Here is a 25,645-nt window from a genome sequence, read left to right on the forward strand (position 1 = left end):
AAAGAACCGGTAGATTATGATCCCGGTTCTTTTTGCTTTTTTATATCGAGTACTTCTTTCATTTTTTTGCGCAAGATTCGTTCTACTCGCCATTGCTCCATTGTTTCAGTTTTCGCTATGATGCGCAGCACAAGGGAAGAGGAACCGAACGCCTCCACGCCGACAACTTGAGGACCTTCGATAATTTGCGGAGTTTCCTCCCGCACTTCATCACAGGCAGTTTGGAGGGCTGTGATCATCTGATCCACATTTTCATCCGGTGACAGCTCAATATCAACGAGTGCCTGCATCGTCCCTCTTGAATGATTGCTCACATTCAGTATGCTGCGATTTGGAATGAAATGAAGGGTGCCGTCAAAGCTTCGAAGCTGCGTGGTTCTTAGGCCAATTTGTTCGACAATCCCATCAAAGCCAGCGACCGTTATATATTCTCCTACATCAAATTGTTTTTCCAATAATATAAAGAATCCGGTCACAATATCACTCACTAACCCTTGAGCGCCAAAACCGATCGCAAGTCCCACAACGCCCGCACCTGCCAGCAAAGCGGTCGGGTTATAATGAAATAAGTCGAGGATCATCACAACTAGAATAAAAATCAATAAGTAGGCGAAAATATTTAACGTCAAACTTTGCAGTGTCTGAGCTCTTGATAAAGAGACTTCATGCTTTTCAGCGAATGTTGAATAGGCGCGCTTAATCATCTTGTTTCCTATGGCTCTGATGATAAAGTAAATAGCAAAAATGGCGACTAGTTTTAGCAAAATCATACTGCTATTGAGGATAATGGAAACCCAATCTACTTGTTGAAATGCTCTCATAATCTTCAAAACCTTTCTATGTATGCTCTAAAAGAGAAGCTAATCATTTGTTCCCTTATGCAAGTCATGTTAAACTTTTGATAAGCAGAGAAGGACTTGTGACAAATCGTTAATTAAATTTATTATTAATTAATATTGACTAAAAATCGCATAAGTATTATAATTGTAATTGTGAAGTTATTAACTAAATGAGAATTTTAAGTTTTGATTCTCATTTTATATACAGCTAAGAAGACTGTATAAAGATATTATTTTTTGGAGGGATTTACATATGGCAGAGCGTTTTGTAGGAAAACAAGCTCCACGTTTTGAAATGGAAGCAGTACTTGCTAACAAGGAATTTGGTAAAGTAAGTTTAGAGGAAAACATGAAGAATGACAAATGGACAGTTCTTTTCTTCTATCCAATGGATTTCACATTTGTTTGCCCAACTGAAATTACAGCAATGAGCGATCGTTATGATGAGTTCGAAGATTTAGATGCAGAAATCATTGGTGTATCTACTGATACAATCCACACGCATCTTGCTTGGATCAATACAGACCGTAAAGACAATGGTCTAGGTGAATTAAAATACCCGTTAGCTGCTGATACTAACCACACAGTATCTAGAGAATACGGCGTTTTAATTGAAGAAGAAGGAATTGCTCTTCGGGGTTTATTCATCATTAACCCAGAAGGCGAACTTCAATACCAAACAGTATTCCACAACAATATCGGTCGTGATGTAGATGAGACATTACGTGTTCTTCAAGCATTACAAACTGGTGGACTTTGCCCAGCGAACTGGAAACCTGGTCAAAAAACACTTTAATTGATAACTGAAGAAACAGGAGGGTCTAACTGATGTTAGACCTTTTTGTTTCGACACATACAATGGATGGAGGCGCTTCATAATGAAATTACGTCAACCAATGCCAGAACTAACTGGTGCAAAAGAATGGTTAAATGGAGAAGTAACAAAAGAAGACTTGATTGGTGACAAACCAACATTGATTCATTTCTGGTCAGTCAGCTGTCATCTTTGTAAAGAGGCAATGCCTCAAGTCAATCAATTCCGTGATGAATACAAGGATCAACTAAACGTTGTGGCAGTTCATATGCCTCGTTCAGAAGATGACCTAGATCTAGAAAAAATCAAAGAAGTTGCGAAAGAGCATGAAATCACACAGCCAATCTTTGTGGACAGTGATCATCACTTAACAGAAGCCTTTGAAAACGAATATGTACCGGCATATTATGTATTTGATAAAACAGGTGCTTTGCGCCACTTCCAAGCCGGCGGAAGCGGAATGAAAATGCTTGAAAAACGTGTCAATCGAGTGCTTTCTGAGTCTGAAAAGGCTGCAGAATAAGCTTCCCCCCATAAATGGGGGTTTTTTCATGGACAAAAATAGGAAGCATATGGATTCGGATGAGTTTTTATGTAGGTGTTATTCCTAAGAAAAGAGAAAATGAGGGAGTTTATTAAAAAATATCCTTGAAACAAAAAGGTATAACGACCTATTTACATTTTTGTTTTGAAATGAAAATGTAAAGATTTTAACTTTTTACTATTCAGAACGTTTTTGCACAAAAGAAATTTCAGTTAGGTAAATAACTATATAAATCAAGTAGTATAAGCGTTTATTCAATTTTTTTACAATATTTTAAGGTTTGTCAAAAGCCTATAGTGGCAATGAAATGGATGTCGATTTTTCCTCTTTGGCAAAATTTTAGTTGAAAATACCTATCTGTTAGCAAACTGTAAAATGATAAAAAAATAGTTGATAAAATTAGTTTTCTAATCTAATATTTACTATAGAATATTTTTTATATGATGAGGGGGAAATCCATTGTTTAATGAGAGGGAAGCGTTACGTTTACGATTGGAACAATTAAACGAGGCAGAAGTAAAGGTCATCCGTGAATATCAAATTGAGCGAGATGCGATTTATGCAAAATTAAGAGAATTAGACCGTCAAGGAACAGGTCTAGTGTCAGATACAAAAAAAGAAGTACGTACAGAGAGAAAGACGGATTCACTGCCTGTATTAGCTGAGCTTGCTGCGCAAGAAATGAGAAGCTATCAGCAGCCGGCACAACCACAATCATCCTCTTTAGGAACAGGACAGCTAAACGGTGCACCTGTAGGTATTCCTGAAGGATCGACAAGACGCAGAAGAGGCACAGCTCGTCCTGGCTCTAAGGCAGCGAAGCTTCGTGAAGCTGCGATTAAAACGTTAAAACGTCATAATGCAGCGATTAAAAGCTCAGAGCTTCAAAAAGAGATCGAAAAAGAGAGCGGTCTTGAAATCCCAAATATGACAACATTTATGCAAAGCTTAATTAAAATGTACCCTGAAGTGAAGAAGCCTTATCGCGGACAGTATATTTTAGAAGGCGACATTCAAACAGAAGACGAATAAAATAAAAAACTGCTGGGCATAAAGGGACTGACCCCCGTTATTGAGACAGGGATCAAAACACCTTTATACAGCCAATTGCCGATAGTTTATCGGTGATTGGTTGTTTAGTTTCGTTTGAATACGAATGTTGTTATAATAATAAATGTATTCTTTGACAGTGCGTTCTACGATGTTGGTCGTAGTTCGATCAATGCTGTTAAGATAGAACGTTTCAGACTTTAGTGAGGAATGAAACGATTCGATGGAGGCATTATCAGCGGGTGTCCCTTTACGGGACATGCTCATGGTAATGCCTTTTATATGAACAGCTTTCTGATACTCGTAAGATGTATACACAGAACCTTGGTCGCTATGTAACACGCAGTTCTCAGGCAGTGCTGGGAGCTGATCAAGTGTGTTTAAGATAAAGTCTGTGTCCTGCTTATCACCAATCGTAAAAGCAATCACTTCTCCATTATATAAATCCAATATACTGGAAAGGTACAATTGTTTCTGTCCATAAGGCAAATACGTGATGTCCGTTACTAGTTTTTCAAGAGGGCGATCAGACTGAAAGTTCCGATCGAGTATATTACCAGCCACGGCATAGGGTTGCCCATTCTTCTTACGCTTTTTCATTTTAACCCGGCATTGCCACTGGTTTTTCTGCATGATACGTTGAACAGTTTTATGGTTAATACGCATTCCCACTTTTAGTATGGCTGTAATTTTTCGGTATCCATATCGATACTTGTGCTCTCGGCACAACGTGCCGATTTGTTTCTCTAGTTGTCTTTTAGAATGATTCTGAGTCAGATTCTTTTTCCATCTATAGAACGAAGCGCGTGAGATGCCTAAATGGACACAGATGTCCTGTACTGTCATCTTTTTGCGCAATTCTTCTACCAGTTTGATTGACGTTTCCTTATCAACTTCCTTTCCAATTCGTTGTACTTTTTTAAAACTTCATTCTGTTGACTCAGATAGCGATTTTCTGCCCGCAGTCTCTCTAATTCGGAAGAGTACTCGGGACCCTTTCCATAGGTATATTGTTTTCCAACAGGCTGTTCGAACCGGTGTGTATCCCCAGCATGATGCCACCTCACCCATGTTTGAACCTGCGTTTTATTTTTGATATTCAATTCTTGCATGATCTCTTTCATAGGTACGCCTGCCAATCTCATGTCTACAGCCTTCTGTTTGACTTCAACCGGATAACTCACTCTTGTCCCCATAGAAAAACACCTCCATGTTTTATATCGGATCACAACGATCCGTTTTCAAACTTGAAGGTGTTTTTTATTTGTCTCATCTTATGGGGTCAGTCCCTAAAAGCCAGCAGTTTTTTATTTTGAGAATTACTTCTTTTGATCAACTGTATAGACAATTTTGCGTTCCTTAGGCAGGTGATCACGCTGTTTTTTGAAGCTGTCGATTTTGACTGTCATGACTTCTCCATTACGCTGCACTGCATCGACTTGTTCCTGAAGGATTTGAACTTGTTCGTTGAGTTTCTTCAAGATCGGTTCGATTTCTTCTGTCGTTTGCAGGATGCGGTCTCGTGAGAACGGCTGTGCATTTGTTTGTGCTGACTGGTCAATATCAGCAAAATGAGAGGCGATCCATTCTTCGCTTTCTGCTAACTGTTTTTGATAGCTTGTGAGCGTTTCGTAAAAAATCTCTTCTTTTGCTTTTTCAATTTGCAGCAATTTCTCTTGTGTCTCATAAAAACGTTCTTGAAGGTGTTTGACGCCTTCCTGTAATACATAGAGCTCTGCATTTTTATCGCCCAATGTTTGCTGCAGCTTTTCAATCACTGCGGATAAAGTATTTCCTTTTTTCTCCTCTTTTGCAAGCTGTTTATCTTGATCCTCTATCCGTTCATTTAATTGTTGAGAGATTTCCTTATATTTGACAACTTTCAAATGCAGCCTGTGTTTTTCTTCGGTTTCTTTTCTTCTATGATAGGTTTCCTTTTGCAGCATCTCATGGAGAAGGACAATTTTATGTAACAATTCTGATTTGCTGTAGGAGAGTTCCTGTATTTTTGAGGCAGCATCGTGTTGGTCATTGGTCATTTCATCCAGTTGTTGTTTTAATTGCGTGAAATCCTTTTTCATCTCATGATATTCTTGAGTTAACTTCTTATTTTTAGAATACGTATATGAGGACTGTAAATCAGAGATCATTTGTTGATATTTGGCAGTTTCAGCTTTTAAGTATAAATTCTCTTGAGATAAATCATGGAATAGGGGAGAAGCATGGCGCCTGTTCATCGATAGACCCTCCTTATTCATGTTACCAATAAAGTATGCGAAAGGAGTGCGATTAGAACAACCATATCAAAGGAGGATGAGAGAGAGGATGCACGTAGTGAATGTGATTTTAGCTGGAGGAGCTTCCAGACGCTTTGGAGAGCCAAAGGCAAGTCATATGTATCAGGGGAAACCATTATATGAACATGTGAAAAAGCAGCTTTTAGAAGGGCAGACGGTCATCATCAGTCATCCGTCGCTTCTTCCTTTTTTCAAAGCAAGAGGTGAACAAAGTGTGTGGTTAGATGATGAAGAGGTGCGCGGATGCGGACCGCTTGCCGGCATATATACGGCGATGCAAAAGCAAGAGGCAGCATGGTATTTAGTGACGGCATGTGACATGCCTTTCATACGGAAGGAAACGGCGAAAGTATTATCGTCCTATTGCAGCGAGCACGCAGACGCCATCATCCCGCGTGTTGAGGGCAGATTACAGCCTTTATTTGCGCTTTATCACCGCCGCTCTCTGCCATTTATTCGCGCTTGTTTAAAAGAGAATCAATTAGCCGTTAAAGACTTGCTTCAAAAGCTTCAAGTGCGTATCGTTTCAGAGGAAGAACTGAACGTGACATCAAATGAATTTCGTAATATCAATAAAAGAAGCGATTTACCTGAAAACGGTATGATATGATACATAAAAAACGGTGAGGAGAGAACAGCATTGAATGACCGATATTCAAGACAAATCTTGTTCCCTCCGGTTGGGGAAAAAGGACAGCATGCGCTGGCTGAAAGTCATGTTCTGATCGTTGGAGCCGGTGCTCTTGGTACCGCCTCTGCGGAAGGGCTTGTTCGGTCTGGCATCGGTACGCTGACGATTGTCGATCGTGATTATGTGGAATTTTCAAATTTACAGCGGCAGCAGCTGTACACGGAACATGATGCAAACGCACATGTGCCAAAAGCAGCTGCGGCAAAAAAACGTCTCGAGCAGATCAATCATGAAGTGACGATACACGCCCTGATTGAAGATGCAGGGGCGGAGCTGTTAAGGCCGTTATTCCAGAGAGCAGATATCGTCATTGATGCAACAGATAATTTTGAGACAAGAATGGTGATGAATGATTTATCACTAGAAACGAAGACGCCGTGGATATATGGCGCTTGTGTGAGCAGTCAGGGGATGTATATGACCATATTGCCGGATAAAACGCCATGTTTATCATGTGTGTTCACGGCAATGCCTGTTGGCGGCTTGACGTGCGATACAGCGGGGATTATTTCACCTGCCGTTCAAATGGTTTCTGCTTATCAGCAAACAGAGGCACTCAAATATTTAACAGGTCATGAAGAGCAAATCGAGCGGAAATTTGTCACGTTTGATCTTTGGCAGTCTACATCATTTAAAATGGATTTATCTCGCACTAAAGAGAAGACCTGTCCAACTTGCGGCACGGCAAGAACCTATCCTTATTTACATGATCAGCGTAAAAAATCGACGGTCCTTTGCGGACGTGACACCGTTCAAATTGTATCGAAGGATTTAGCAAAACTATCATTTCAGCATATAAAAGAGCGGCTCTCATCTATATGTGAGGTGGAAGTAAACGACTTCTTAATCCATGTACGCTACGAAAACTACCGAATGGTCTGTTTCAAAGGGGGACGTGCATTAATCCATGGAACAAATGATGAAAAAGAAGCCAATTCATTACTAGCAAGACTGCTAGGGATATAGGAGTGATGTGTGATGGAAAGACGGCAGCCAATACCAGTAGAAGAGGCCATAAAGAAAGTCCACCAATACGAAAAACATGGAGAAATAGAATGGGTCCCTTTAAAAGACAGCCTTGGACGGTTTATTGCAGAAGATATTTTGGCAGACCATGATGTTCCGGCTTTTGATCGTTCTCCGTATGATGGCTTTGCACTTCGGGCAGAAGATACAAAAGAAGCGTCAAGTGCGCATCCAGTTGAATTCGAGGTCATTGATCATATTGGTGCAGGAATGGTCTCAGCAAAAACTATCGGTCCCTTTCAGGCCATTCGTATTATGACAGGAGCAAAAATTCCAAATGGCGCAAATGTCGTTATCATGATTGAACTGACGAAGCCTTTTGAAAAAGGCGGCAAATCATTCATGTCACTGAAAAGACCGCTGAAAAAGGGAGACAATATTTCTCGTCAAGGAGAAGAGGTACTTAAAGGAAACGTGATGGTCAGAAAAGGAACAGATGTCACTCCTGGCGTCACGGCTCTATTGGCGACATTCGGATATTCGGTAGTGCCAGTTGTCAAAAAACCGGTGATTGGCATTATCTCAACAGGCACAGAGCTTCTTCAAGTAAGTGATGCCATGGTGGACGGCAAGATTAGAAATAGTAATCTTAGTATGGTCTATGCGCAAGTACTTGAGGCCGGAGCTGAGCCGCTTGATTTAGGCAGAGTCTCCGATGATTTTGACAAAAGTTATCATGCAGTAAAAGCAGCCATGAGCAAGGTAGACATTCTGATCACAACAGGCGGTGTGTCAGTGGGCGATTTTGACTTTCTGCCTGCCATTTATGAAAAGCTGGGAGCCAAGGTCTTGTTTAATAAAGTAGCCATGAGACCTGGAAGTGTGACGACTGTGGCTGCAATGCCGAATGGTCAATTGCTGTTTGGGCTGTCCGGAAACCCTGCTGCCTGTTTTGTGGGCTTTGAATTATTTGTGAAACCGATCATTTATAAATGGTATAGGAAAGAAAATCCGTTTCCCGGCTTCGCTGAGGCGAAACTCACACATGATTTTCCAAAAGCCAATCCGTTCACTCGTTTTGTCAGGGCGGCCCTTCAATTCACTGGCAGTCAGATCAGTGTGACTCCAACAGGTCTTGATAAATCAAGTGCAGTGACCTCTATTGCAGAGGCTGACTGTTTCATCGTGCTGCCTGGGGGAACAAGAGGTTTTCAAGCAGGTGATCAAGTTGATGTTCTGCTGTTTCAGCACAAAGGCGGTGGGTCTCCATGCTGGATGACAAATTAAGCATATTACAGGTGGTCGGTTATCAAAATAGCGGCAAGACCACGTTGATCGAAAAGCTCTGTCAGCTGGCTGAATGTGAAGGGCTGAAGCTAGGCTGCTTTAAACACCATGGACATGGCGGGACACCAGATCTTCTTTTCAAAGAAAAAGATACTGATCGATATATTCAGGCAGGTGCATATGCCGCAGGTGTGGAAGGAGAGGGTGAATTTCACTTTTCGATGCAGCACATCACGTTAGAGCAGCTGCTCAACATGTGTCAGCATCTTCCGTTAGACGCTGTTCTCATAGAGGGGTACAAACAGGCGCCTTATCGCAAAATCGTTTGTGTCAAGAATGAAGAGGAGCTTATTGACCTTTCAACTCTTTCTAATATACAAGCAGCTATTTATTTTTCTCAAGAGGATCCATTAACCGAAAATTACCCGTTTCCTGTGTTTTCAGCTTTTGATAAGCGCGGGATGACATTTGCTTTTCACTTATTGAAGGGAGGCGGCACGTTTTGAGCGAACTTTTTAAAATAACAAAAACGCCGATTGAGGTAAACGAATTGATTCAGCATGTGACAAGACGAAAGGCAGGAGCCATTACAACGTTTATCGGGACGGTCAGAGAATGGACAAACGGCAAGAAAACATTGCGTTTAACCTACGAAGCATACATACCAATGGCTGAAAACATGCTAAGGCAAATTGGACAAGAAATGAAGAATCGGTGGCCTGACACTGAAGCTGCGATTGTGCACCGAATTGGAACACTTGAGATAACCGATATTGCTGTTGCGATCGCCGTTTCGTCTCCTCATAGGAAGGCTGCCTACGAAGCCAATGAATATGCTATTGAACGAATCAAGGAAATCGTTCCTATTTGGAAAAAAGAATATTGGGAAGATGGAGAGGCCTGGATAGGTGATCAGCTTGAAATGGTTTCATATCCAGAAGGTAAACCTAGCCATCTTCAACTTGCAGAGAAAGAAGGTGATCAGCATGATTAATGTGTTATTGTTCGCCGGCCTTGCTGAGAAGGCCGGTAAACAACAAATCATCATTCAAAAAGATCAAACAACGGTTGATGAGATTAAAATAGAATTACAGGAGGTATATGGTGTTGATGCTGCACAAAATGTAATGGTTGCAGTCAACGAAATATATACGAGGGGAAATGCTGAAGTGCGTAGCGGGGACACTGTTGCACTCATTCCTCCTGTAAGTGGTGGATAATAGATATTAGAGGATTTGGTTATGGCCACCCGGCTGTAACCAATTTTTTATGTGTGAAAAGTTTGTAGAGGTGCTTGGGTGTGATCTTCGTAAATAAAACATCCCCTTCTTGCTTTAGAAATGTGAGGATCGAGCTGCTGAATGAGATCATACAATTCGCTGATTCGTCTCACATTGAAATCTGTTTGAGCTTGAAGCTGTTCCTTTAATTCTTTTGTGCTCACAATGCTTCCCTTTTTCTCTTTAATAATATCTACACATCTTGCAGCGTAGTATATTTTGTCGTTAGAAGGTCTGCTTTCTTTCATATCAAGTAATTTGAGCTCATGATAAATCGATTCTCTTTCCTTTCGAAAGTATTGCCATGCTTCTTGTTCCTTTTCATACAGTAAAATCAATTGCATTTTCAATTTTTCTCTTAACATTCACTTGACTCCATTTCCACTATCATTTAACCTACCTCTATTTTACATTATATGAAAAAATAACTTTTGATCAAGTAAAATCCCTTTATTTTTAATTTTTTAATATGAAAGTATTGATACTAAAGACTTATTTGTTCTGTAAAAGAAACCATTCATAGTCCTATAAAGCCGGGATTTGCCGAAATTACTAGGATTATTTTAACAAAAAATTGTTGTGTCTATGTAAGACCATGCGAATCCAAAAGAAAAGGATATTTATTCCGAAAGACATATTGTTTACTTAATAAAATGTTTTTAAGTCAGTAAAAGCACGATTCTTGATATGAATATGGTCGGATCATGAGGTCATTTGAAGGGTTTCATTCGTGAAAATAGAATAATAGATAAAATTTTTTCTCAACGAAAATAAGAAAATTAAATGATCGATCACTTATTGGCAATCTTTTGATAAAATAGAAAGAAAAAGAGCGTCATTGTGCGTTTGCATACTTGCTTGACATAGAGAGGATGACATTTGATGAAAGAAAACATGCAAAAACCTACGATCATTGGAGTGAGCACAAGACCATCAGAGCACCTGAAAAGAGTATGGGAACATCCAGTTGTTTGGTGGCCTTTATCTTGTGTGCTTATTTTAACAGTCGTTGTGACTTATTTGTCTGAGCTCGTAAATAAGGGAATGTGGGCAGATTTAAGTTTGCCGGTACCTGTTGTTTATGTGGTGACGCTCATTGGCCTGGTATTTGGCATTGTCATCAATGCAGCTATATATAAGTTCATCGTATTTTTAGCGAAAGGTGATGCATCATTTCGGCAGCTGTTTTCAGCGGTCCTGTTCATTACGCCCGTTACGATCATTGGAACGATTATTTCTCATTTGGCAGTAATCCTTTTTCATGTTCCAAAAGACATCACGGTTACCTCGTTAAACGCGCTCATTCGAATTTCTGGTCCATGGCAGGCGGTGTTAGCCAATATCGATCTTTTTGTGATCTGGAATCTTGTTTTAACAGGCTTTTTATTCATCCGAGTTGGGCGTATATCACCGAGAATTTCTTGGGTGATGATAGGCGTTTTTTATATCTTATCGTTAATTTTTCAATATATAGGAACAGCAATTAACATATCAGTAAGCTGGGGGTAGAAGGTTTTTATGAGAAAGAAAATCATCATCGGATCTATTTTAATTATTGTGATTGGACTATTTATTGGATTTAATATTGCGAAAAACCAAGCAAAGCCTGCTTCTACAGCAGCGATTAAAACAGTCAAACTCACGCCGAAAGAAATCACATCTACGGTGATGACACCCGGGACACTTTCGTTCTCTGAAGAGCAGTTCATCTATGAAGAAGAGGAAAAGGGGAAATTGAAGGGAATTGCTGTGAAAGAAGGGGAAAAGGTAAAGGCTGGTACGCCGCTTCTTACATATGAAAACAAGGAACTGGAGCTTGAGGAGCAGCAGCAAGCACTAGCGGCTGAGTCAAGTACATTAAAACTGGAACAATTGCAAAAAAGGCTGAGTGAATTAGATGAGAAAAAAGCAGGCGGATCTGACGCTAATGCTAAAAGCGAGCGAGATCAGCTTCAATTAGAACTGAAAGCGGCTGAATTAGAACAAAAGCAAGCAGAGATCAGCCAAGAAAAAGTAAAGGCGCAAATAGAAGATTTAACCGTACATAGTAAAATTGATGGAACAGTCATTTCCATTGAGCAAGAGGCCGGAGCTGAGGGGCCGGAAGAAAGGCAGCCGATCATCCATATTGGTCATGAGAAAAAAATGATTGTGCGGGGTTTGATCTCAGAGTATGATGCCATCAAAATCAAAAAGAAACAAAAAGTGAAGGTAACGTCTGATGTCATTCGCGGGAAGAGCTGGCAAGGAGTCGTGAAAAAAGTGGGCGCTGTTCCTATCCAGACTGCAGCCGAAACAACTTTGAGCGATCAAACGGTTCAATATCCTGTTGAAGTTGAAATAAAGGGAAAGAAACCTGAGGCGAAGCCTGGTTTTAAAATGATCATGGAAATTGAAACAGATAAGCGCCAAGCGCAAACGATTCCTGAAACAGCAGTAAAAAAAGAGACTGATGGACAATACGTTTATGTTGTTCGAAAAAATGTACTGAAAAAAATAAAAGTGGTCATAGGGGAAACGTCAGGTCATGATCTTGAAGTGACAAAAGGTGTCAAGGCAGAAGATCAAATCATTGCTCATCCAACAGATGACATGTATGACGGAATGGAAGTGAATGCTGAATGATTCAGCTTTCCAACGTAACAAAAAGCTATGAAGTCGCACACGAAACATTTGATGTATTAAGTGACATGAATCTTGTCATTGAAAAAGGCGAGTATATGTCCATTATGGGTCCGTCCGGTTCTGGAAAGTCAACATTAATGAATATTATTGGCTGTTTAGACCGCCCGACGACAGGACAATATCATTTTCAAGGTATAGAGCTGTCAGCAGCAAAGGATCAAGAGCTTGCGGTCATTCGAAATCAATCCATTGGATTTGTTTTTCAGCAATTTCACCTTCTGCCAAGGTTAAATGCGAGGCGCAATGTTGAACTGCCAATGATTTACGCTGGGATCAGCCAAAAGGAAAGAAAAGAACGTGCGGAATTGGCACTTGAAAAGGTTGGTTTGGCAGATCGAATGAAACATATGCCAAGTGAGTTGTCAGGAGGGCAAAAACAAAGGGTGGCAATTGCACGAGCGATTGTCAATAAGCCTCAGCTTATTTTAGCAGATGAACCGACTGGTGCTCTCGACTCAAAAACAAGCTTGTCAATTATGGAACAGTTTACACAGCTGAATGAGGAAGGAACAACCGTTGTTCTTGTCACCCATGAAGAAGAAATAGCTGCGCATACAAACCGTACGGTCGTTGTGAGAGATGGACGGCTTGTTGAAGATAGATGGATACAAGGGGACGCTATGAATGAAACTCTTTGAAAATATCAAAATAGCGCTGAATTCGGTTTTAGCTCATAAATTACGTTCTATTTTAACGATGCTTGGGATTATTATTGGTGTTGGATCAGTCATTGCAGTTGTGGCGATCGGTCAAGGCGGTGAGCAAATGTTAAAAGGATCGATTTCAGGTCCAAACAATACCATTGATATGACATATACGCCTTCTGACGAAGAATTGAATGCAAATCCAAATGCCTTATTCGAAGCCGCATTTACTGAGGAAGACATAAAAAGCATTAGGACAATCAATGGGGTGAAGCAGGTCGCTTCCTCGACTGCACAAGGAATGCAGCTGAGATTTCAAGATACGACAGTTGATGCGACAGTTAACGGCATAAATGAGGGGTATACGGATGTACATTCATTACAAATCGCTGAGGGACAGAATTTACGAGATATTGACTTTAGAAGCGGCAGAAGAGCTGCTCTCATCTCAGATGGCTTACAAAAAGAACTATTCAACGGACAAAAGGCATTAGGCAAACTGATTTGGATGAACGGACAGCCGGTTGAAGTCATCGGTGTGTTAGCAAAACAGAAAGGGATGTTTTCATTTGATATGAATGAAATATATGTCCCATTTGCGATGCTTACCTCCACATTTGGTATGAATGAATATGATAAGTTGTCTATTCAAATCGCACATGCGGATCAAATGAAGGAAGTAGGAAAGAGCGCGGCTGCCATATTAAACGAAAATCATCATACAGAAGATGCTTACGAAATGATCAATATGGAAGAAATTGCAGAAGGGATCGGTCAAATAACGTCCGTTATGACAACGATCATTGGCTCAATAGCCGGAATCTCTTTACTTGTCGGCGGCATCGGTGTGATGAATATTATGCTCGTTTCTGTGACAGAGAGGACAAGAGAAATCGGTATTCGAAAGGCGATGGGCGCAACAAGGGCGCAAATTCTCGTTCAGTTTTTAATTGAGTCTGTCGTTTTAACACTCATCGGCGGGCTGATGGGGATTGCCCTTGGTTTGGGCGGTGCTTCACTAGTATCACTATTTGCCGGCTGGCCGTCTCTCGTATCTTGGCAAGTGGTTTGTGGAGGCGTACTGTTTAGTATGCTCATTGGTATTATTTTTGGGTTGATTCCTGCGAATAAAGCAGCGAGACTCGACCCTATTGTATCGCTCAGGTATGAATAATGCGGAGAAGAAAAAAGTATACAAACGGTTTACATTCGCCTTCATTACCCATCAAAAGCTTTTATGCAAATCGCATAAAAGCTTTTTTTAGTTCCATTGAATGAAATAAAAAATGATAGAAATGCTAATATCATGACTTTCATCTTAATGTCACATATTTTTCAGTTTACAAATGGTACATATAAAGGTAAGATGACCATGGTGAAAGATTTTGATAGTTATTGAATGTATTTGATTGTTTTGTATTGATAATGTTGAAAAAAGCGATTACAATAAAGGTGCGCGCAAAATGAATACGTTTTCAAAAGGGGTGTTCTCATGTTAACACCGGAAAGACATCAACTCATTATCGACAGCTTAGAAGAAAATGATGTCATTAAAATACAGGACTTAACGATGATGACGGATGCGTCTGAATCTACAATTAGAAGAGATTTATCAGCCCTTGAAGAAAAAGGATTTCTGAAAAGGGTTCATGGAGGAGCAGCCAAGATTTCGAGTATTCGCCTTGAACCAGATGTATTTGAGAAATCTGCCAAAAACCTTCAAGAAAAGTCAATGGTAGCAGAGGCAGCGGCATCTCTTTTAAAACAGGGCGACTGTATTTATTTAGATGCAGGTACAACCACACAGCAAATGATTGAATATATCGATCCAGACCAAGATATTGTCGTGGTGACAAACGGTGTGATGCACATTGAAGCACTCATGAGAAAAGGCATTACCTTTTACTTGATAGGCGGATCAGTGAAACATCGAACAGGAGCCATGGTGGGAGCCGCAGCTTTGACAGCGATGGAAAATTATCGTTTTGACAAAAGCTTTGTTGGGACAAACGGCATCCATCCCGAGGCGGGTTTTACAACGCCTGATCCAGAGGAAGCACTCATGAAAAAAAGAGCCATGATACAGGCGAAAAAAACCTATATCTTATCAGATGCCTCGAAGTTTGGCGAAATATCGTTTTCAGCCTTTGCTAGTTTACAGGAAGCCACCATTATCACAAACGACGCAAAAGAGGATTCATTCGATAATTACCATGAAAAAACGGTTATAAAGGTAGTGAAATCATGATTTATACAGTTACTTTAAACCCATCAGTTGATTACATCGTACACGTGGAGGATTTTGCAGTCGGCGGATTAAATCGTTCAACCTATGATCAAAAATATCCAGGTGGTAAAGGAATCAATGTCTCAAGGCTATTAAAACGTCACGGTGTTGAATCAAAAGCACTTGGATTCATTGGTGGATTTACAGGCAAATATATTCAAGATTTTTTACAGAACGAACAATTACAAACAGCCTTTCACGAGGTGTCAGAAGATACAAGAATCAATGTGAAACTAAAAACAGGTGAAGAGACAGAAATCAACGGACTCGGTCCATCTATTACTGAAGTGCAATTTGAGTCGTTTCTATCTCAATTTTCTTCATTGACTGAAGGAGATGTCGTGGTTTTAGCTGGTAGCATTCCTTCTTCATTACCTCATAACACATATGAGCGTATTGCTGAAGTTTGCAGAGAGCAAGGTGTAAGAGTTGTTCTTGATATTTCTGGCGAAGCGTTAAAAAAAGCAGCAGACATAAAACCGTTCTTAATGAAGCCAAATCATCATGAACTTGGTGAAATGTTTGAGACGAGTATTTCATCAGCAGAAGAAGCAATTCCTTATGGGAAAAAGCTGTTAGAACAAGGTGCTGAACATGTCATCGTCTCCATGGCTGGAGATGGGGCCCTTTTATTCAGTAAAGAAGGAATCTATCAGTCCAATGTTCCAAAGGGAACGCTCGTTAATTCAGTTGGAGCAGGGGATTCAGTCGTTGCAGGGTTTTTAGCCGGCGTTTCAAAAGGCCTTTCAATTGAAGATTCATTTAAGCTTGGTGTTACTTCAGGAAGCGCTACAGCCTTTTCTGAGGAGCTTGGTACAAAAGAGCTTGTTGACACACTATTACCACAAGTAAAAGTCACACGTATTTAAAGGAGGAGTCATCATGAAAATTACAGAACTACTCACGAAGCATACCATTAAGCTTCAATTAGACAGCCAGCAGAAAGAAGCTGTCATTGAAGAGCTGGTCACTGTTTTAGATACAGCAGGCAAGTTAAATGATAAAGAGGGCTATAAAGAAGCTGTGATCAATCGTGAAAAACAGAGCTCTACTGGTATTGGCGAAGGAATTGCCATCCCGCACGCTAAAACAGCAAGTGTAAAAGAGCCTGCCATTGCATTTGGCCGCTCAACTGCTGGTGTAGATTATGAATCACTAGACGCACAGCCGAGTCATCTTGTCTTTATGATTGCCGCAACTGAAGGCGCAAACAACACGCACTTAGAGGCACTTTCTCGTTTATCCACACTTCTTATGCGTGAAGAAATTCGAAAGCAGCTCCTTGAAGCGGCGACTGAAGATGAAATCATTGAGATCATCAATACACATGATCAAGATGATGAAGAAGAAGAAGTTCAAGAGGAGCCGGCTGCAGAAGGAAAACCTGCTAAAATTTTAGCGGTAACCGCTTGCCCGACAGGCATTGCCCATACATTTATGGCAGCAGATGCTTTGAAAGAAAAAGCAAAAGAAATGGGCGTTGACATTAAAGTTGAAACAAACGGCTCTGGCGGTATTAAACATGCCCTTACAGCAAAAGAAATCGAAGAGGCACCAGCCATCATTGTGGCAGCGGACAAGCAAGTTGAAATGGAACGCTTTAAAGGCAAACATGTCATTGAAGTCCCTGTAACAGCTGGTATTCGCCGTCCGCAGGAATTAATCGAAAAAGCAATCAATCAAGATGCGCCGATTTATAAAGGTTCAGGCGGCAGTTCTTCTAAAGACGAAAATGAATCATCTGGCAAAGGAAGAAGCGGATTTTACAAGCACTTAATGAGTGGTGTAAGTAACATGCTTCCATTTGTTGTCGGAGGCGGTATCCTTGTTGCGATTTCATTCTTCTGGGGGATTAACTCAGCAGATCCTAAGGATCCTTCATTTAATTCATTTGCAGCTGTCTTAAAAGGAATTGGCAGCGATAATGCACTTGCCTTAATCGTTGCGGTATTAGCTGGATTTATTGCCATGAGTATTGCAGATCGTCCAGGTTTTGCGCCGGGTATGGTCGGTGGTTTTATGGCATCAGCAGCAGGTGCAGGGTTCTTAGGCGGACTGATTGCTGGTTTCCTAGCAGGTTACATTGTTGTGCTGCTTAAAAAAGTATTCACATTCGTACCGCAGACACTCGACGGGATTAAACCGGTTCTGCTGTATCCATTGTTCGGTATTTTCTTCACAGGCATTATCATGCATTATATTGTCAACACACCAGTGAAAATGGTGATGGACGGATTAACACATTGGCTTGAATCATTAGGTACTGGAAACCTTGTCTTAATGGGTATTATTTTAGCGGGTATGATGGCAATTGATATGGGAGGCCCAATTAACAAAGCGGCTTACACATTTGGTCTTGCAATGATTGCTGCTGGCAACTATGCACCGCATGCTGCGATTATGGCAGGCGGAATGGTTCCACCACTAGGTATTGCACTTGCAACAACGATCTTTAGAAATAAGTTCTCAAAACGTGACCGTGAAGCAGGGATTACATGTTACTTCATGGGAGCTGCCTTCATCACTGAAGGAGCGATCCCATTTGCAGCGGCAGATCCTCTTCGTGTGATTCCTTCAGCTGTTATTGGTGCAGCAGTTGCTGGCGGATTAACGGAATTCTTTAGAGTGACGCTTCCTGCACCGCATGGCGGACTATTTGTTTTCTGGGTAACAAATCATCCAGTTCTTTATATCATCAGCATCTTAATCGGTGCCGTTGTGACAGCGATTTTACTGGGTATTTTGAAAAAACCAGTCAGGCAAGAGGCGTAATGCAGAAGAGAAGCATCGTGAAAAACGGTGCTTCTTTTTGTTTAATCATCAGTGAATTAGGAAAAAATATCTAATTAGATGGTTGTCTTGTGAATTTTCAAATGACATATGATAAAGTAAAGTTATTCAATTCACGTTTCAAGTCTTTTAGCAGAAAGTCTTAGGAGGAAGCAGTATTTTGAACGAAGAAAACAAACAAAACGAAAATGAAATTCAATCTGATGTGAAGCAAGCCAAAACAGAGAAGAAAAGTTCACTGTTTGAATGGATCAAAGCCATTTTAATCGCACTTGCGCTCGTCTTGCTCATCCGTACGTTTATATTTGAACCGTATGTGGTGGAAGGAGAGTCAATGGAACCGACGCTTCATGACGGGGAGAAGCTGTTTGTCAACAAAACCATTAACTATCTCGGTGGTGTGAAGCGCGGTGACATCGTGATTATTAATGGAAAAGATGGTCAGAAGATTCATTATGTCAAACGATTGATCGGCCTTCCAGGTGATACGATTGAAATGAAGGATGATACGCTTTACATTAATGGTAAAAAAGTAGATGAGCCTTATTTAAAAGAGAACAAGGCGCATGCGAAAGAGTATGAAGTGCATTTAACTGGAGATTTTGGTCCAGTGAAAGTACCAAAAAACGATTTCTTTGTAATGGGGGACAACAGACTAAATTCCATGGACAGCAGAAATGGACTTGGCCTCATTGAAAAGGATCGGGTTCTCGGGACATCAGAATTTGTTTTCTTCCCATTTGGCGACATTCGACAGACAAAATAAAAGCACCTTCTCATGGGCAAGAGAAAGGTGCTTGAACGAGCGACCCTTACAGAAGGGTCGTTTTTAATTTGGCGTGAGCATCGTCACAATGATCACAATCGCTAAAACAGAAGCGAATACAGATCCGGTAATGGCTAAAACGGATCGAAACAATCCGATCTTTTGGTTTTCTTTTCCCCGTTTTTGTAAAAAGCGTTTGGAAAAGATGTGAACCAGTGTGTAAATGAGGACAAGCCCAATATAAAGGCCAAAGTCCCTCGCATTAAAGCCTGTTGCAGATAAATAAATGCCCATGAAGAAAATCAATAAACAGTATTCCATCAGTGTGAGTAATCTCAAATCGTCCGAACTCCTTCAATCAATCCTTCCCGTTTATTATATCATAATAGACAAAAAGCCTTCCTTCTTAGCGAGAGACGTTTCTATCAAACGTTATTCATGTTATACTTCATAATGATGAATGAGTGATGGAGGATTAATAAATGATTGCAGTAAATAATGTTAGTTTGCGCTTTGCTGATCGTAAACTATTTGAAGAAGTAAATATTAAATTCACTCCTGGCAACTGCTACGGATTAATTGGTGCCAATGGAGCTGGTAAATCAACGTTCCTAAAAATTCTTTCTGGAGAAATTGAGCCTCAAACGGGCGATGTTCATATGAGTCCTGGTGAGCGTTTAGCGATTTTAAAACAGAACCACTTTGAATACGAAGAGTTTGAAGTGCTGAAAGTCGTCATCATGGGTCACAAACGTCTATATGACGTGATGCAGGAGAAAGATGCGATCTATATGAAACCTGATTTCTCAGATGAAGACGGGATTCGTGCAGCAGAGCTTGAAGGTGAGTTTGCTGAATTAAACGGCTGGGAAGCTGAAAGTGAAGCAGCGATTCTACTAAAGGGTCTTGGCATTCCAGAAAGCCTTCAATCGAAGAAAATGTCTGAGCTTGGCGGTTCTGAAAAGGTAAAAGTACTTTTAGCTCAAGCTTTATTTGGCAAGCCTGATGTTCTTCTTCTCGATGAGCCGACGAACCATTTGGACTTACAAGCAATCCAGTGGCTCGAAGAGTTCCTCATTAACTTTGAAAATACCGTCATCGTCGTGTCGCATGATCGTCATTTCTTAAACAAAGTATGTACACATATTGCGGACCTTGATTTCGGAAAAATCCAAGTATACGTCGGTAACTATGATTTTTGGTATGAGTCCAGCCAGTTAGCGCTGAAACTAAGCCAAGAAGCGAATAAGAAAAAAGAAGAACAAATTAAGCAGCTTCAAGAATTCGTTGCCCGGTTTAGTGCGAACGCTTCTAAATCGAAGCAAGCGACATCAAGAAAGAAATTGCTTGATAAAATCTCATTAGATGACATTAAGCCGTCTTCACGTAAATATCCGTATGTTCATTTTGCGCCAGAGCGCGAAATCGGAAATGATGTCCTTCAAGTAGAAGGTCTATCAAAAACAATTGACGGTGTGAAAGTACTTGATAATGTCAGCTTCATTATGAACCGCGAAGATAAAATTGCGTTCTTAAGCCGTAATGAGCTTGCTGTGTCCACTTTATTTAAAATTCTTGCTGGTGAAATGGAGCCAGACAGTGGATCATATAAATGGGGCGTCACAACGTCACAAGCCTATTTCCCGAAAGACAATAGTGAATACTTTGAAGGAAACGATGTTGATCTTGTTGATTGGCTTCGTCAATATTCTCCGAATGATCAAAGTGAAAGTTTCTTGCGTGGTTTCTTAGGACGTATGCTTTTCTCAGGGGAAGAAGTGAAGAAAAAAGCAAGTGTCTTATCAGGAGGAGAAAAGGTTCGTTGTATGTTATCAAAAATGATGCTGTCTGGAGCGAATATTTTGCTGCTGGATGAGCCAACGAACCATTTAGACCTAGAATCCATTACAGCGCTGAATAACGGCCTCATGAGCTTTAAAGGAGCCATGCTCTTCTCATCTCATGACCATCAGTTTGTGGAAACAGTCGCAAACCGGATTATCGAAGTGACGCCAAATGGCATTGTCGATAAACAAACAACATATGATGAGTTCTTATCAGATCAAGACATCCAAAAAAGACTTGAAGAGCTTTACGCATAAATCAAAAAAGACATCCAGATGTGGATGTCTTTTTTGATTAAATTGCCCAGTTTCCATTTCGGAAGATCGGTTCGCGTTTCCCGTCTTTTGTGATTCCATCAATATTCATTTCCTTTGAACCAATCATAAAATCAACGTGTGTAATACTGCTGTTCACACCCGCAGCATCCAATTCTTCTCGTTTCATTTCTTTTCCGCCTTCGATATTAAACGCATATCCGCTGCCGATGGCAAGGTGGTTTGATGCATTTTCATCGTAAAGTGTATTGTAATAAAGAATATTTGAGTTAGAAATTGGTGAATCATCTGGTACGAGGGCAACCTCACCTAGATAATGAGAGCCTTCATCTGTTTCAACGAGAGATTTTAAAATATCTTCGCCTTCTTTTGCTTTCACATCCACAATCCGGCCATTTTCAAAGGTTAATGAAAATTCATCAATGATGTTTCCAGCATAGCTGAGCGGCTTTGTGCTTGAGACTGTCCCGTTTACACCATCTTTTTTCGGTACGGTAAAGACTTCTTCTGTCGGCATGTTGGCCATGAACGAGACGCCGCGTTCACTTACGCTGCCAGCGCCTACCCAAATATGCTGCTCTGGAAGCTCGATCGTTAAGTCTGTGCCTGGTGCTTCATAATGAAGCTTATGGTAGTGGCGTTCATTGAGTATTTTGACTTTTTCATTTAATGACGCATCGTGCTTTTTCCAAGCCTCAACAGGATCTGCTTGATCAGCGCGTGCGACTTTAAAGATTTGATCCCACAATAACGTGACAGCTTCTTCATCTGTATGATCAGGGAAAATCTTTTTCGCCCATTCTTTTGATGCAGCACCTACGACTGTCCAAGCGACTTTGTCAGATTGAACGTATTGACGATATGTATGTAGTGCTGAACCAGCAGCTTTTTGCTGTGCAGCGATTTTTTTCGAATCAATGCCTCGCAAAAGGTCAGGGCTTTCTGACAGGATGGTAATAAAAGCGCCTCCGCGTTTTGCGATGGTTTCCATCATCTGTGCTTCCCATTCAGGGAATTGCTCAAATACATCCTGTGGCGCATGTTCATACTTTAAACGGGTGAGAACACCATCACTCCAGCGGATATGTACGTTTTTCGCCCCGCGCTCATACGCGTGTTCCGCTACAAGACGAACAAGATGTGCGGATTCATTAAATGCGGATACAACGACTTCCTGCCCCTTTTGTACATTCACACCGACTTCAACGATGGTCTTTGCATATTGATCTAGTTGTTTTTCAAATGAACTCATAAAAAACCCTCCTTTAGTCATGTTCATCATATCAGATTTATGACCGAAAAGGAAAATGGGGAGCCCGTTTAAAGCCAAAATAAAAAAGCCGCTTTTGTGCGGCTTTTTTAGCGGTTCAGTTGTTTCACAGGCTGTGCATTAGAAGGCGGCATATGTGAAAACGACAGGCTCATTCCTCCTAAAATAATACCTGTTAAAATGACTGTGACAACGACCCGTTTACCTAAATCAAGCAACATGTTCTTCCTCCTTCACGTTTATCCATTTCTCACGATATGATCGAAATGACAAAAAAAGAAGTAGAACAAGAAGATTATTTTAAAGTTTTTTGCAATTTGTCGATCACTTCTAATGAACGGCCTGTTCCAATTGCAACAGATTCAAGTGGATTGGCTGCAATATGGACTGGAACAACAATTTCTTGAGAAAGCCATTCTTGAATTCCATTTAAAAGAGCACCTCCGCCAGTTAAAATGACGCCGCGGTCTACAATATCTCCGCTTAGTTCTGGAGGGCTGTCTTCTAATGTGGCACGGATCGCTTCTAAAATATGAAGAAGTGATTCTCGCATCGCGCCTTGGATTTCATGAGAAACAAGTGTGATCGTTTTTGGCAGACCTGTCACAAGATCGCGCCCGCGCACTTCTAATGATTCAGGCTCATGCTCAATAAGACCATACCCAATTTCCATTTTCACCTGCTCGGCAGTCCGTTCGCCGATTAATAGGTTATATTTCTTTCTGACAAACGTAATGATATCTTCATCCAGCTGATCGCCGCCAATTCGAATTGAATGACAAGAGACAACGCCGCCAAATGAAATGATCGCAACTTCTGTTGTTCCGCCGCCAATATCGACTACGACGTTCGCAACAGGCTCGTCTACCGGAAGATCAGCACCGATTGCAGCTGCAACAGGTTCTTCAATTAAATGCACATGTTTTGCTCCGCAGTTTTTCACAGCATCGCTGATGGCGCGGCGCTCAACAGCTGTTGAACCAGAGGGTGTACATACAACGACAGTTGGCTTTCTGAAGGTAAACCCGATATTTTTTCCTGCTTTTTTCATGATTTGTTTAAGTAAATCTGTTGTCATATCATAATCAGCGATGACACCGTCTTTCATCGGACGGATCGCAACAATTTTTCCAGGTGTTTTTCCGATCATTTCTTTTGCTTCTGATCCGACGGCAAGTACAGTCTTTGTTTCTGTATCGACTGCTACGACGGACGGTTCATTTAAAATAATCCCCTTATTTTTACTATAAACCAATATGTTAGCTGTTCCTAAATCAATTCCAATTTCGGCATTTTGAAACATGTTTTCACCCAATCTCTATTTTTGCTGTTTTAAACAATTTTACATTTAAAAGTTCAGAGGGGTGATGTCATTTGTGGGGGTTTGTGATCACCTTGAAATGAATCTGTAAAATTCAAGTATCATTTTGACAATCACAATAAATTTTCCCTTTGTTTTTTCTTTTATGAAAAAAATTTTTATAGAGGAGAAACCTTTTAAGAATCTCTTACGTCTACGATATATCAATTGGTGAAAAAACAGATTGATCTTGAGCTAATGAAAGAAAGAGGGAACGAAATTGAAATCTATCGGAGTCGTAAGAAAAGTAGACGAACTAGGGCGTATTGTGATGCCAATCGAATTGAGAAGAGCACTTGATATCGCTATTAAAGACAGTATGGAATTTTTTATAGATGGAGATAAAATCGTCTTGAAAAAATATCAGCCAGAGGGCGTTTGTCTCATGACTGGTGAGATTACATCAGAGAACCATGAATATGGAAATGGTCAAATTACATTAAGCGCTGAAGGCGCAGAACTGCTGTTAAAAGAGCTGCAAGAAGCTCTTCAGAAGTAATTAAAATAGCCTGCTCTCTTCCTTTGTGCTGAGAACAGGCTTTTTTCTTTAAAAAAGTTCCTTAAAAATGCCCCATCTCCCTCAAAAAATAAGTGGAAAATGGTACAATTGACAAAGAATCTCAGGGCGGCAGGTGGAATCATTTGAACAAAACATATCAAGTGCGGATCGTGTTATCTGTTCTTGCATTTATCTTAATCATAAGCTGGGATTTCTTTTATTATCTAGGCGGCTATCAAATTAATTGGCCGCTCGATCTAGCCTTTACAGTCGTTGTGTTAGCAGGGATCTGGGTTGTCTCAGGATATGTAGACCGCTTGAATTTACTTGTGTCTGATCTAAATAAGAGAGAAAAAGAAGCACACGAACTGACAGAGCGGCTGAATCGAATTACAGATAACTTGCAAGAAATTGTCTTTGAAACAGATGAAAAAGGGCACATCATCTTCTTAAATCAAGCATGGAAACAAATGACCGGCTACGACATAGATGAATGTCTAGGTACGATGTACAATCAGTACTTTGATCAAGAAGAAAGAGTTATTCAGCATTTGTCATCTGTCATCAAAGAGCATAAAGATTCAGGGCGGATCGAGCTGCAGCTTCTTCATAAAGAGGGGAAGAAAGTATGGGGAGACGTTCATTATAAGCTCTACTTTGATGAGCAGCACCAGTTTACTGGAGGTATTGGAACAGTTGCAGATATTACAAAACAAAAGCTGGCAAAGCTTGAACTTGAAAGATCAAATCAACAAGTGCAAATGCAGGCGCAAAAGCTGGCCGTTGCAGGACAAATAGCCGCTGGAATCGCCCATGAAGTCAGAAATCCGCTGACCTCAGTAAACGGCTTTTTGCAGCTGATGAAAACACAATATCCTGAAAGAACCGATTATTTTGACATTATCTTTTCTGAAATTAAACGGATTGATTTTGTTTTAAGTGAGCTGCTTGTGCTGGCAAAGCCGCAGTCGGTTCATTTTCAAGAAGTTCAGCTTCATGGACTGTTAGAGCAGGTCATTACATTGCTGAAAACCAATGCAGTCCTTTCGAATATTGATCTCAAACAGCCATTTAAAAAGCAGGATGCCGGCGCTATATTAGCAGACGCTAATCAAATGAAGCAGCTGTTCATTAATTTAATCAAAAATGCCATTGAGGCAATGCCTGAAGGCGGCAGCATATACATATCAACAGAAAAAGTGATGAACGAATGGAAAATTACCATTCAAGATGAAGGAAAAGGGATGTCTGAAGAGGATATTCAGAAAATATATGATCCTTTCTTCTCCACGAAAACAGAAGGGACGGGACTTGGCCTCACCATCTGTGCAGCGATTTTAAAAGATCATCACGGTAGGATGGATGTGGTCAGTAAGCTGGGAAAAGGTACAGCTTTTCATATCTATTTACCTGTGTGGCAAAAATGCAGACAGCAGCAAGGCGAGAGGACGTGATT

General features: G+C 40.7%; 28 protein-coding genes. 20 read left to right on the forward strand and 8 right to left on the reverse strand.

From position 1 onward, the window contains the following. Nucleotides 1–14: 14 nt before the first annotated feature. Nucleotides 15–821 (reverse strand): mechanosensitive ion channel family protein, encoded by an 807-nt coding sequence (locus tag M1D81_RS07105; RefSeq protein WP_456265188.1) that lies wholly within the window; start codon nucleotides 819–821, stop codon nucleotides 15–17. A gap of 271 nt (nucleotides 822–1,092) precedes the next feature. Here M1D81_RS07105 and ahpA point away from each other — a divergent pair, with 271 nt between their 5' ends. The 3 genes from ahpA to rok all read left to right on the forward strand — a co-directional run bounded on the left by ahpA (nucleotide 1,093) and on the right by rok (nucleotide 3,229). Beyond that, the gene (gene ahpA / locus M1D81_RS07110) at nucleotides 1,093–1,635 is read left to right on the forward strand and encodes a biofilm-specific peroxidase AhpA (protein ID WP_003211758.1); all 543 of its coding nucleotides are present in this window, start codon (nucleotides 1,093–1,095) and stop codon (nucleotides 1,633–1,635) included. 82 nt (nucleotides 1,636–1,717) lie between these two features. Then, on the forward strand, nucleotides 1,718–2,176 hold the full coding sequence (locus M1D81_RS07115; RefSeq protein WP_024424727.1) for a TlpA family protein disulfide reductase: 459 nt from the start codon (nucleotides 1,718–1,720) through the stop codon (nucleotides 2,174–2,176). A 480-nt stretch (nucleotides 2,177–2,656) separates the two neighbouring features. Continuing rightward, nucleotides 2,657–3,229, forward strand: a complete 573-nt coding sequence (gene rok, locus M1D81_RS07120) for a transcriptional regulator Rok (protein ID WP_024426871.1) — start codon at nucleotides 2,657–2,659, stop codon at nucleotides 3,227–3,229. Nucleotides 3,230–3,292: 63 nt separating this feature from the next. On the opposite strand, the gene M1D81_RS07125 is transcribed toward rok, so the two are convergent. Together M1D81_RS07125 and M1D81_RS07130 are read right to left on the reverse strand one after the other, a co-directional pair. Further along, nucleotides 3,293–4,443 (reverse strand): IS3 family transposase gene (locus M1D81_RS07125; RefSeq protein ID WP_456265187.1). Its coding sequence is split into 2 segments (ribosomal slippage): nucleotides 3,293–4,170 and nucleotides 4,170–4,443, totalling 1,152 coding nucleotides; the frame shifts between segments, so codons are not numbered across the junction. A 123-nt stretch (nucleotides 4,444–4,566) separates the two neighbouring features. Then, nucleotides 4,567–5,484: a sigmaE regulated sporulation protein gene (locus M1D81_RS07130; protein WP_456265186.1), complete on the reverse strand. Its 918-nt coding sequence runs from the start codon at nucleotides 5,482–5,484 to the stop codon at nucleotides 4,567–4,569. 88 nt (nucleotides 5,485–5,572) lie between these two features. Here M1D81_RS07130 and M1D81_RS07135 point away from each other — a divergent pair, with 88 nt between their 5' ends. From M1D81_RS07135 to moaD, 6 genes are read left to right on the forward strand one after another with little or no spacing between them, the layout of a single operon-like run. After that, nucleotides 5,573–6,154: a molybdenum cofactor guanylyltransferase gene (locus M1D81_RS07135; RefSeq protein ID WP_456265185.1), complete on the forward strand. Its 582-nt coding sequence runs from the start codon at nucleotides 5,573–5,575 to the stop codon at nucleotides 6,152–6,154. 30 nt (nucleotides 6,155–6,184) lie between these two features. Next, on the forward strand, nucleotides 6,185–7,201 hold the full coding sequence (locus tag M1D81_RS07140) for a thiazole biosynthesis adenylyltransferase ThiF (protein ID WP_044335906.1): 1,017 nt from the start codon (nucleotides 6,185–6,187) through the stop codon (nucleotides 7,199–7,201). 9 nt (nucleotides 7,202–7,210) lie between these two features. After that, the gene (locus M1D81_RS07145; RefSeq protein WP_073205013.1) at nucleotides 7,211–8,488 is read left to right on the forward strand and encodes a molybdopterin molybdotransferase MoeA; all 1,278 of its coding nucleotides are present in this window, start codon (nucleotides 7,211–7,213) and stop codon (nucleotides 8,486–8,488) included. After that, the gene (mobB, locus tag M1D81_RS07150) at nucleotides 8,470–8,994 is read left to right on the forward strand and encodes a molybdopterin-guanine dinucleotide biosynthesis protein B (RefSeq protein WP_073208298.1); all 525 of its coding nucleotides are present in this window, start codon (nucleotides 8,470–8,472) and stop codon (nucleotides 8,992–8,994) included. The genes M1D81_RS07145 and mobB overlap by 19 nt, the downstream gene beginning before the upstream one ends. Then, nucleotides 8,991–9,482, forward strand: coding sequence for a molybdenum cofactor biosynthesis protein MoaE (locus M1D81_RS07155; protein WP_456265184.1), 492 nt, complete (start codon nucleotides 8,991–8,993; stop codon nucleotides 9,480–9,482). Before mobB ends, M1D81_RS07155 begins: the two co-directional genes overlap by 4 nt. Continuing rightward, nucleotides 9,475–9,708, forward strand: a complete 234-nt coding sequence (gene moaD / locus M1D81_RS07160) for a molybdopterin converting factor subunit 1 (RefSeq protein WP_024424733.1) — start codon at nucleotides 9,475–9,477, stop codon at nucleotides 9,706–9,708. The genes M1D81_RS07155 and moaD overlap by 8 nt, the downstream gene beginning before the upstream one ends. Before the next feature lie 47 nt (nucleotides 9,709–9,755). On the opposite strand, the gene M1D81_RS07165 is transcribed toward moaD, so the two are convergent. Then, complete coding sequence (locus M1D81_RS07165; protein WP_024424734.1) at nucleotides 9,756–10,133, reverse strand: Rok-like winged helix domain-containing protein; 378 nt, start codon at nucleotides 10,131–10,133, stop codon at nucleotides 9,756–9,758. A gap of 517 nt (nucleotides 10,134–10,650) precedes the next feature. Between M1D81_RS07165 and M1D81_RS07170 the strand changes: the two genes are divergently transcribed. The 8 genes from M1D81_RS07170 (at nucleotide 10,651) to lepB (ending at nucleotide 18,940) form a co-directional block, all read left to right on the forward strand. After that, complete coding sequence (locus M1D81_RS07170) at nucleotides 10,651–11,277, forward strand: YIP1 family protein (protein WP_456265183.1); 627 nt, start codon at nucleotides 10,651–10,653, stop codon at nucleotides 11,275–11,277. 9 nt (nucleotides 11,278–11,286) lie between these two features. Next, complete coding sequence (locus M1D81_RS07175; RefSeq protein ID WP_456265182.1) at nucleotides 11,287–12,393, forward strand: efflux RND transporter periplasmic adaptor subunit; 1,107 nt, start codon at nucleotides 11,287–11,289, stop codon at nucleotides 12,391–12,393. Continuing rightward, the gene (locus tag M1D81_RS07180; RefSeq protein WP_456265181.1) at nucleotides 12,390–13,091 is read left to right on the forward strand and encodes an ABC transporter ATP-binding protein; all 702 of its coding nucleotides are present in this window, start codon (nucleotides 12,390–12,392) and stop codon (nucleotides 13,089–13,091) included. The genes M1D81_RS07175 and M1D81_RS07180 overlap by 4 nt, the downstream gene beginning before the upstream one ends. Next, entirely contained in the window at nucleotides 13,078–14,271 is a 1,194-nt protein-coding gene (locus M1D81_RS07185; RefSeq protein ID WP_456265180.1) for an ABC transporter permease, read from the forward strand. Before M1D81_RS07180 ends, M1D81_RS07185 begins: the two co-directional genes overlap by 14 nt. A gap of 318 nt (nucleotides 14,272–14,589) precedes the next feature. Continuing rightward, nucleotides 14,590–15,345, forward strand: a complete 756-nt coding sequence (locus tag M1D81_RS07190) for a DeoR/GlpR family DNA-binding transcription regulator (RefSeq protein ID WP_456265179.1) — start codon at nucleotides 14,590–14,592, stop codon at nucleotides 15,343–15,345. Continuing rightward, on the forward strand, nucleotides 15,342–16,253 hold the full coding sequence (gene pfkB, locus M1D81_RS07195) for a 1-phosphofructokinase (protein ID WP_456265178.1): 912 nt from the start codon (nucleotides 15,342–15,344) through the stop codon (nucleotides 16,251–16,253). Before M1D81_RS07190 ends, pfkB begins: the two co-directional genes overlap by 4 nt. A 13-nt stretch (nucleotides 16,254–16,266) precedes the next feature. Next, nucleotides 16,267–18,156, forward strand: a complete 1,890-nt coding sequence (locus tag M1D81_RS07200; RefSeq protein ID WP_456265177.1) for a PTS fructose transporter subunit IIABC — start codon at nucleotides 16,267–16,269, stop codon at nucleotides 18,154–18,156. A gap of 223 nt (nucleotides 18,157–18,379) precedes the next feature. Then, nucleotides 18,380–18,940: a signal peptidase I gene (gene lepB, locus M1D81_RS07205; RefSeq protein WP_456267148.1), complete on the forward strand. Its 561-nt coding sequence runs from the start codon at nucleotides 18,380–18,382 to the stop codon at nucleotides 18,938–18,940. Between the two features lie 63 nt (nucleotides 18,941–19,003). Here lepB and M1D81_RS07210 read toward each other — a convergent pair whose 3' ends face one another. Continuing rightward, nucleotides 19,004–19,279, reverse strand: coding sequence for a hypothetical protein (locus M1D81_RS07210; RefSeq protein WP_456265176.1), 276 nt, complete (start codon nucleotides 19,277–19,279; stop codon nucleotides 19,004–19,006). Between the two features lie 143 nt (nucleotides 19,280–19,422). Here M1D81_RS07210 and M1D81_RS07215 point away from each other — a divergent pair, with 143 nt between their 5' ends. After that, entirely contained in the window at nucleotides 19,423–21,042 is a 1,620-nt protein-coding gene (locus M1D81_RS07215; protein ID WP_456265175.1) for an ABC-F family ATP-binding cassette domain-containing protein, read from the forward strand. Nucleotides 21,043–21,079: 37 nt separating this feature from the next. Here the strand turns inward: M1D81_RS07215 and M1D81_RS07220 are convergent, their stop codons facing one another. The 3 genes from M1D81_RS07220 to mreBH form a co-directional block, all read right to left on the reverse strand. Beyond that, a complete protein-coding gene (locus M1D81_RS07220; RefSeq protein WP_456265174.1) occupies nucleotides 21,080–22,312 on the reverse strand; it encodes an aminopeptidase in 1,233 nt (410 codons plus the stop codon). 107 nt (nucleotides 22,313–22,419) lie between these two features. Continuing rightward, nucleotides 22,420–22,551, reverse strand: coding sequence for a protein YkpC (locus tag M1D81_RS07225; RefSeq protein WP_003210922.1), 132 nt, complete (start codon nucleotides 22,549–22,551; stop codon nucleotides 22,420–22,422). 74 nt (nucleotides 22,552–22,625) lie between these two features. Continuing rightward, nucleotides 22,626–23,633 carry a rod-share determining protein MreBH gene (mreBH, locus tag M1D81_RS07230; RefSeq protein ID WP_024424745.1) on the reverse strand — a complete coding sequence of 336 codons (1,008 nt, stop codon included), beginning with the start codon at nucleotides 23,631–23,633 and terminating at the stop codon, nucleotides 22,626–22,628. A 277-nt stretch (nucleotides 23,634–23,910) separates the two neighbouring features. On the opposite strand from mreBH, the gene M1D81_RS07235 reads away from it, so the two are divergent. Both M1D81_RS07235 and M1D81_RS07240 read left to right on the forward strand, forming a co-directional pair. After that, the gene (locus M1D81_RS07235) at nucleotides 23,911–24,189 is read left to right on the forward strand and encodes an AbrB/MazE/SpoVT family DNA-binding domain-containing protein (protein WP_024424746.1); all 279 of its coding nucleotides are present in this window, start codon (nucleotides 23,911–23,913) and stop codon (nucleotides 24,187–24,189) included. Nucleotides 24,190–24,332: 143 nt separating this feature from the next. Further along, nucleotides 24,333–25,643, forward strand: coding sequence for an ATP-binding protein (locus tag M1D81_RS07240; RefSeq protein WP_456265173.1), 1,311 nt, complete (start codon nucleotides 24,333–24,335; stop codon nucleotides 25,641–25,643). The last annotated feature ends 2 nt before the right edge of the window (nucleotides 25,644–25,645 follow it).

This window comes from Bacillus sp. JZ105, assembly GCF_053903125.1.